This window comes from Paenibacillus sp. LHD-117 (assembly GCF_030929555.1).
Lineage (GTDB): Bacteria > Bacillota > Bacilli > Paenibacillales > Paenibacillaceae > Pristimantibacillus.
The window spans coordinates 60,268-67,691 of sequence record NZ_JAVFVT010000044.1; the positions used below are offsets into that span (position 1 = coordinate 60,268).

The 7,424-nt window shown below is 58.0% G+C and carries 7 protein-coding genes; 5 read left to right on the forward strand and 2 right to left on the reverse strand.

Features of this window, described 5'->3' with window-relative positions:
• Positions 1-6: 6 nt before the first annotated feature.
• From RB620_RS26265 to RB620_RS26275, 3 genes are all read left to right on the forward strand, one after another.
• Positions 7-2,289, forward strand: a complete 2,283-nt coding sequence (locus RB620_RS26265; protein ID WP_308099600.1) for a glycoside hydrolase family 3 protein — start codon at positions 7-9, stop codon at positions 2,287-2,289.
• 80 nt (positions 2,290-2,369) lie between these two features.
• The gene (locus tag RB620_RS26270; RefSeq protein WP_308099602.1) at positions 2,370-2,549 is read left to right on the forward strand and encodes an H-type small acid-soluble spore protein; all 180 of its coding nucleotides are present in this window, start codon (positions 2,370-2,372) and stop codon (positions 2,547-2,549) included.
• A 14-nt stretch (positions 2,550-2,563) separates the two neighbouring features.
• Positions 2,564-3,028 carry a DUF421 domain-containing protein gene (locus RB620_RS26275; RefSeq protein WP_308099604.1) on the forward strand — a complete coding sequence of 155 codons (465 nt, stop codon included), beginning with the start codon at positions 2,564-2,566 and terminating at the stop codon, positions 3,026-3,028.
• A gap of 59 nt (positions 3,029-3,087) precedes the next feature.
• Here RB620_RS26275 and RB620_RS26280 read toward each other — a convergent pair whose 3' ends face one another.
• On the reverse strand, positions 3,088-3,561 hold the full coding sequence (locus RB620_RS26280; protein WP_308099606.1) for a CHRD domain-containing protein: 474 nt from the start codon (positions 3,559-3,561) through the stop codon (positions 3,088-3,090).
• 91 nt (positions 3,562-3,652) lie between these two features.
• On the reverse strand, positions 3,653-4,972 hold the full coding sequence (locus RB620_RS26285; RefSeq protein WP_308099608.1) for an alpha-L-fucosidase: 1,320 nt from the start codon (positions 4,970-4,972) through the stop codon (positions 3,653-3,655).
• Between the two features lie 221 nt (positions 4,973-5,193).
• Between RB620_RS26285 and RB620_RS26290 the strand changes: the two genes are divergently transcribed.
• Both RB620_RS26290 and RB620_RS26295 read left to right on the forward strand, forming a co-directional pair.
• On the forward strand, positions 5,194-6,018 hold the full coding sequence (locus tag RB620_RS26290; protein WP_308099610.1) for a helix-turn-helix domain-containing protein: 825 nt from the start codon (positions 5,194-5,196) through the stop codon (positions 6,016-6,018).
• A 130-nt stretch (positions 6,019-6,148) separates the two neighbouring features.
• Complete coding sequence (locus RB620_RS26295) at positions 6,149-7,069, forward strand: aldo/keto reductase (RefSeq protein WP_308099612.1); 921 nt, start codon at positions 6,149-6,151, stop codon at positions 7,067-7,069.
• The last annotated feature ends 355 nt before the right edge of the window (positions 7,070-7,424 follow it).

The following is a 7,424-nucleotide window of genomic DNA, read 5'->3' on the forward strand; positions in this document are numbered from 1 at the left end:
ATCGCAATGAAAAATCAAGCTGAGTCGAAAGAACTAACCACGCAAACCATTCATTACGTGAACAATCCGGGAGGACCGACTTTGGGATATTCCGAGAAATCGGGTGTGTCGATCTTGGAGCGGGACGGCCTGTATTTCAAAGACCTGAACCGCAGCGGAGAGCTGGACCGCTACGAGGATTGGCGATTGACGCCGGAGGAGCGGGCGAAGGACCTGGCTTCACAGATGACAATCGAGGAGATAGCGGGTTTGATGCTGTACAGCCGGCATCAATCCATCCCGGCGGCAAGCGGCGGCTGGTTCACCAGCACGTACGGAGGCAAGCCGTACGAAGAGAGCGGAGCGAAGCCTTGGGAGCTGACGGACGAGCAACTGGCGTTCCTCGCGAAGGACGGCCTGCGCCACATTCTTGTTACGACGGCGGAGAGTCCGGAGATCGCGGCGCGCTGGAGCAACGAAGTGCAGGCGTTCGCGGAGAGCGTCGGTCTCGGCATCCCGGCCAACAACAGCTCCGATCCGCGCCACGGCTCCGACGCCAGTGCGGAATTCAACGCCGGCTCGGGCGGCCGCGTCTCCATGTGGCCGGAGACGCTTGGACTCGCGGCGACGTTCGATCCCGCGCTGGTTCGCCGGTTCGGCGAAGTCGCGTCCAAGGAGTACCGCGCGCTGGGTCTGACGACGGCGCTGTCGCCGCAGATCGATATCGCCACGGATCCGCGCTGGTTCCGCTTCAGCGGGACGTTCGGCGAAGATCCGGCATTGTCGACGGACATGGCGCGCGCATACGTGGACGGCTTCCAGACTTCTTCCGGTGATCGCGAGATCGGCGGGGGCTGGGGCCTCGACAGCGTCAACGCCATGGTGAAACATTGGCCGGGTGGCGGCTCGGGCGAAGGAGGCAGGGACGCGCATTACGCCTGCGGCAAATACGCGGTTTACCCGGGCGGCAACTTTGAGGAACATTTGAAGCCATTCACGGAGGGCGCGTTCCGCCTGGAAGGGAAGACGGGCCAAGCTTCCGCGGTCATGCCGTATTACACGATCTCCTATAACCAAGACGATGTGAACGGGGAGAATGTAGGCAACGCGTACAACCGTTACTTGATCCAGGATCTGCTGCGGGAGAAATACAGCTATGACGGCGTCGTCTGCACGGACTGGCTCATCACGGCGGATGAATACGGCGGCAAGGATACGTTCCTGACCGGCAAGCCGTGGGGCGTGGAGCACTTGACGGTAGCTGAGCGCCACTACAAGCTGATCATGGCGGGGGTCGACCAATTCGGCGGCAACAACGAAGCGGCGCCCGTGCTGGAAGCGTATCGGATGGGCGTGGAGGAGCATGGCGAGGCATACATGCGAAGCCGGTTCGAACGTTCGGCGGTTCGGCTGCTGGTGAATATATTCAGGCTTGGCTTATTTGAAAATCCTTACTTGGATCCGATGGTAAGCGCCGCGACGGCGGGCCAGCCTTCCTTCGTGAAAGAAGGCTTCGACGCCCAGCTGAAATCCGTCGTTCTGCTGAAGAACAAGGACGCGGTTCTGCCGCTCAAGCCGCGCAGCAAAGTCTACATTCCGAAGCGGTATACGCCGCCGGGCAAAGACTGGTTCGGCAATCCGACCCCGGAATCGCTCGTTCATCCGGTGAACATGGAGATCGCGGCGAACTATTTCGACTTGACGGATGATCCCGGCGAGGCGGATTTCGGCTTAGTATTCGTCACAGGTCCGAAATCGGGTACGGGCTACAGCCAAGGGGATGCCGAAAGCGGAGGGAACGGCTACGTGCCGCTCAGTCTCCAGTACCGGACCTATAAGGCGGAATATGCGAGGGAAATCAGCTTGGCAGGAGACGCCCGCGATACCGACGTACTGAACCGAAGCTATAAGGGCAAGACGGTGACGCCGGACAATACGTTCGACCTGAATGCCATACTGGAAACGAAAGAAATGATGAAAGACAAGCTGGTCATCGTATCCATGCTGCTCACGAACCCGGCCGTCGTCGCGGAATTCGAGGAGCGGGCGGACGCGATTCTGGCGAACTTCGGCTTGCAGGACGAGGCGCTGATGGAGCTGTTGACGGGCGTGCATGAACCGTCAGGCTTGCTGCCGATGGGCATGCCGGCGAATATGCGGACAGTGGAGGAGCAGCTCGAGGACGTGCCGCATGATATGGTATGCCATGTCGATTCGGAGAGCAACCTTTATTCTTTCGGCTACGGCTTGAACTGGAGCGGCGTCATCGAGGACGATCGAACAAGGAAATATAAGAAGGCAAAGCAGTAAGTACATCAAGTGAAGGGGAATAATTCCCAGAAGCGGGCGCAAACTAGCTTGGATGGAATTCCGAATACGGAGGGAATCGAATGAACAAGCAAAGAGCGCAGGAAATCGCGGATTCGCCGATCATGGCAAACGTCACTTACGAGGGGCAATCCGTATACATCCAGCATGTGGATCATGACCGAGAGACGGCCCGTGTCTATCCGCTTCTTCAAAGCGAGAACGAGATGGAAGTTCCGCTCCATCAATTGATGGAGCAATAGAGGCGGCGCCGCTCATGGAACATGCGATGGAATATGTATGGTCATTCCTAAGGGCAATCGGCATGTTTGTCGTCGGACTGGCAGCGTTCCGCGTCATGGGCAGTCAGTCGGTCGGCCGGCTGACGGACTTCGACCTGGTCGTCGTTATTGCCATCGGCGCGATTATCGGGGATGGACTAGCCGACCCGGAGCTGGACTTCTGGATCTTGTTTGTTGCCATAGCCGGCCTCGTATTGATGCAGATCGCGGCGAGTATATTGGCAATGAAGAGCCCTGTCGTCGAGAAGATCGTCATGGGCAGCCCCATCCGGCTCGTCGAGCGGGGGAAGCTGTTGATGAACGGACTTCGCCGGGCGCGCATCACGCGCAATAATTTGGAGCAGGAGCTCCGGGTGAAAGGCTTGACGGGCCTCGAGAACGTCGAGTCGGCCTATATGGAGCCGAACGGCAAGCTCAGCGTGATCGAGAAAGGTGAATGAAAGCACAGAAAAAGCATCTCCAACCGGCTTTCGACCGGTTGGAGATGTTTTTTTTGTCTCTATAGTGGTATAAAGACTTCACGGATTTGCCCGCGGATTTCTCCGTTCGGGAATCGGATCGTATGCACGTTCACGTAGGCGTTGCCGCGCTCGATCTCGCGAACCAGCGCGCGGATGCTCCGACCTCTCAGCGGACCTACCAAATCGCTGCTTCTCAGCGTGCCGCGGATGACGCCGCGCCTGAAGGAAACGCCTTGCCTCGACGGTCCGAAGAGGGTTGCGACGACCGGACCGTTCTGACCCGGACGGCCCAGATGGATATGCGCATCAGTTACCCGACGAATATTGCGAAGAACAAGGACGAATCTAAGGGCGCGTACACGTCTGCGGTTGTTGTCTCCGTTTCCGTTATCGTTTCCGTTATCGTTGCCGGTTCTCCCGAAAATTTCACGGAATGTCGCGGAACCTCTAGCGTTCGTGAGGACCGGCGGAACTTCGTTCCGGCCGCGCAGTCTAGCTCTGAATGTAGCCATATAACTTCACTCCCTTCCTGTTGATACGCTAGCGTATGCGACGGGAAGGGGCGGGGGTTGTTCGACTGTACCGCGGCAAGAATGGATTTTGCTAGATTAGCTCCAGTTCGATGACCGTATCGCGTTTATCCGGCAACGGATGGGTGAAATGCTCGGGCCGTGCGAAGCTGACGAAGGCATCCTCTTTGAATTCGCGCGCGCTCCAAGGCGTGTTCACGATCAGCTCGGAGCCGTCGGCTAGCAGCCGCGCCCGCTTCACTTTGCCCGCCAGTCCGACCAGCGCGACAGGTCCGATGCTCTCCTCGAACACATGGGCGTACAGCTTGCCATCGCGGCTCGTGTAGCGTCCCCAGTCCGGTTTGGCCAGCGCGGACGCCTGGCAGCCGTATATGCTTTCACCGTTGAGCGCGATCCATTCGCCGACCTCCGCAAGGATGTCGAGCGACTCCTTCGGAATGACGCCTTTCGCGTCGGGTCCGACGTTAAGCAGCAGATTGCCGTTTTTGCTCACGCATTCCACGAGCTTGCGGATGATGGTCGTCGCGCTTTTGTACTGGCGGTCTGCGGCCGTGTATCCCCAGTTGTTGTTGAGGGTAATGCAAGCCTCCCAAGGAATCGGGTTGCCGGATGTATCCGTCACGCCGCCGGGCGGGATGATCTGCTCCGGTGATGCGAAGTCTCCGGCGTACACGGTAGGCTCGCTGGTATAAATGCTGCCTCCATGCTCGCCGCTCCCCTCCAGCCGGTTGTCGATGATGATATGCGGCTGCAGGGAACGCATCATCGCAATAAGCTCGGTCGCCTTCCACTTCTCGCTTCGCATCTCTTCGTACGAGAAGTCGAACCACATGATGTCGAGCTTCCCGTAATTCGTCAGCAGCTCGCGGACCTGCCCGTGCATGTAGGTCAAGTAGCGGTCGAACGTCTCGGGATCGCGTTTGTATTGCTCGTTATGCCTCATCGGATGGATGCGGTCCCCGTAAGCGGGGTAGTCCTCGTGATGCCAGTCGATCAGCGAATAATAGAGGCCGACCTTCAGTCCTTCCGCGCGGAAGGCTTCCAGGAATTCGGCGACGAGATCGCGGCCGGCCTTCGTATTCGTCGCTTTGTAGTCCGTCAGCTTGCTGTCGAAGAGGCAGAAGCCGTCGTGGTGCTTGGCGGTCAATACTGCGTATTTCATGCCGGCTTGCTTCGCGGCTTTTGCCCAGGCTTTCGGATCGTACAAGGTGGGATCGAATTCGTCGAAATACGGCTGGTAGTCTTCCACGGACAGTTCTTCGGAACTGCGAACCCATTCCCCGCGCGCCGGTATGGCGTACAATCCCCAATGTATGAACATGCCGAAACGGTCCTGCAGGAACCATTCGGTGCGTTCCGTTCTTTCCTTGATTGCTTGCTTGTCAGTGCCCATGCTCCATCCTCCATTCGTTTTGTACAAATATAGGAAAGTATAAGTTTTCTCATACTTGACCTATATTTCTCGGAATGAAACGCGCTGCGCCGCCAAGGACGGCGACAGCCGTTTCACCTTGAGCCCAAGTCTATCAAGGTTGTGGTAGAATAAACAGATACATGAATTAACTATCGCGGGTACAAAAATAACTTTAAGAGACGTAGCGGGGAGGATGCCGCATGACCCTGATCGAAGCCGGCCAAGCCGCGCGGGACATGGTGCTGAATATGCAGGTCGAAGTCTTGGAGGCGAGGCTGACGCAATGCTGGACGGGATGGCGCGAGCTGGATTACCGCCCGGCTTACAATAAGCTTTATTTTATATTAGAGGGGGATGGTTGGCTGAAGATTGGCGACCGCGAGCTGTATCCGGAGCCCGGGCAGCTTATTCTGATGCCCGCCCACAAGCAGCAGTCCTACTCCGCGATCAACGACCGTCCGTACTACAAATATTGGTGCCACTTTACCGCCGTGACCGGGCAGACGGACGTATTCCAATGGCTGGACATGCCCTATTGCTTCGAAGGGCTCGACCGGAGCGTGATCGAAGAGCTGTTCCGCGAGCTGGTGGCCGCGCATGGGGACCACTCCATCGCCGCGAGACTGAAGGAAAAGTCGGTGCTGCTCCACATTCTGTCCATCCTAATGGAAGCGCAGCCGCTTCGGATTCGGCAGAGCCAGACGCACGAGATGGAGCGGCTCACGCTCATCCAGCAATACGTCGACGAACATCTTGACCAGGAAGTGACGCTGGAGGAGCTGGCGGAAGTGCTGCATCTGCATCCCAACTATTTCAGCAAATATTTTAAGCGCCACTTCGGCGTTCCGCCGCTCAAATACGTGAGCCGCAAACGAATGGAGCACGCCAAGCTGCTGCTGAAGACGACGGCGCGGAGCGTCAAGGAGGTCGCGGCCGCGACCGGGTTCGACGACGCCAATTATTTTTCCAAGACGTTCCGCAGGGAAGTGGGGTACAGTCCTTCCGAATACAGGCTTAACGTGTAGGCTTCCGGTCGATGCGGCCATCGAGCGCAAGCGCGGAGTCCGGAACCGTTCGGTCTGGGCAACGTTACTATTGCCGCGGTCCAAGGGGTATAATGGAAACAGACTCGTACTATGAGGAGGGACATGCAGGATGAAGTATAGAAGACTTGGCGGCACGGAACTGAACGTGTCGGTCATCGGCATCGGCACTTGGCAGTTCGGAGGCGAGTGGGGCAGGGAGTATACGCAGGCGGAAGCGGACGCGATCTTGGATAAAGGGCATGAGCTCGGCATCAATCTGATCGACACGGCGGAATGTTACGGCGACCACCTGTCGGAGAAGCTGATCGGGGATTATATCAGCCGCCGCAATCGCGAGGATTGGATCATCGCGACGAAGTTCGGCCATCATTTCCATGATTTGTTTTCGCGCACCGACGCGTTCGAAGCCTCGGGCGTCGCCGCGCAGCTCGATGCTTCGCTCAAAGCGCTGAAGCTGGACTACATCGACTTATACCAATTCCACTCCGGGCCGGATCAGGCATTCGATAGCGACGAGCTGTGGACGATGCTGGACAAGCAGAGGGAAGCGGGCAAAATCCGGTTCCTGGGCACGTCCATCGGCAGCAACGACAACCTTCATCAGACGGAATCGTCCACGAAGGTGGGCTCCCGCGCGATTCAAGTGGTGTATAACCGGCTTGACCGCAAGCCGGAGGAGCGCGTCTTCCCGTCCTGTCAGGAGCAGGATCTCGGCGTGCTCGCGCGCGTGCCGTTGGCAAGCGGCTATCTCAGCGGCAAGTACAAGCCGGGCGCGGTGTTCGCGGGCAACGACGTTCGCCACCGCCATGACGCCGAGGCGACGCGGCTGAAGCTGGAGGAAGTCGAGCGCATCGGCCGCGAAGAGGTTCCGGCGGGCGTGGACATGGCGAGCTGGGCGCTTGCGTGGTGCCTCAAGCATCCGGCGGTAACGACCGTCATCCCGGGCTGCAAGGACCCGGCTCAGGTCGAATCCAACGCCAAGGCGGCGGAGCTCGTAACGGAGCCGCATCCGCAGGACGCGAGTATCTAGGGAGACAGGACGCGAGTATCTAGAAAGAATGCGAATCGTTCAAGCTCGATAACTGCCGCGTTTGCCGGAACAGGAATGTGCGCGACTTGGAAATACACGTTATTAGGCAGCATGCGCAAGACAGCTATTAAGGCAAATAGCGAGAACAGGGCGAGCCTCTTCGGAGGCGCGCCTTTTTTGGTATGGGCGCCCATCGTAACTCCGTCGGTTCATTTGATGGCGATTGATGCATTTGTCAGGCTGTTGGGAAACCCCACTTTTTTTAGATATGAAATTGTCTGGAGACTTTTTACTTGACGAGGAGACGCTGGAACATGCGGAAGTACTCACCCCGCTAGCTTAGCGAGGTGCGTGG

Excerpts from the sequence above, each read along its gene's own strand:
- RB620_RS26265 (WP_308099600.1), top strand. The coding sequence starts at position 7 with ATGAAAAATCAAGCTGAGTCGAAAGAACTAACCACGCAAACCATTCAT.
- RB620_RS26270 (WP_308099602.1), top strand. The coding sequence starts at position 2,370 with ATGAACAAGCAAAGAGCGCAGGAAATCGCGGATTCGCCGATCATGGCA.
- RB620_RS26275 (WP_308099604.1), top strand. The coding sequence starts at position 2,564 with ATGGAACATGCGATGGAATATGTATGGTCATTCCTAAGGGCAATCGGC.
- RB620_RS26280 (WP_308099606.1), bottom strand. The coding sequence starts at position 3,561 with ATGGCTACATTCAGAGCTAGACTGCGCGGCCGGAACGAAGTTCCGCCG.
- RB620_RS26285 (WP_308099608.1), bottom strand. The coding sequence starts at position 4,972 with ATGGGCACTGACAAGCAAGCAATCAAGGAAAGAACGGAACGCACCGAA.
- RB620_RS26290 (WP_308099610.1), top strand. The coding sequence starts at position 5,194 with ATGACCCTGATCGAAGCCGGCCAAGCCGCGCGGGACATGGTGCTGAAT.
- RB620_RS26295 (WP_308099612.1), top strand. The coding sequence starts at position 6,149 with ATGAAGTATAGAAGACTTGGCGGCACGGAACTGAACGTGTCGGTCATC.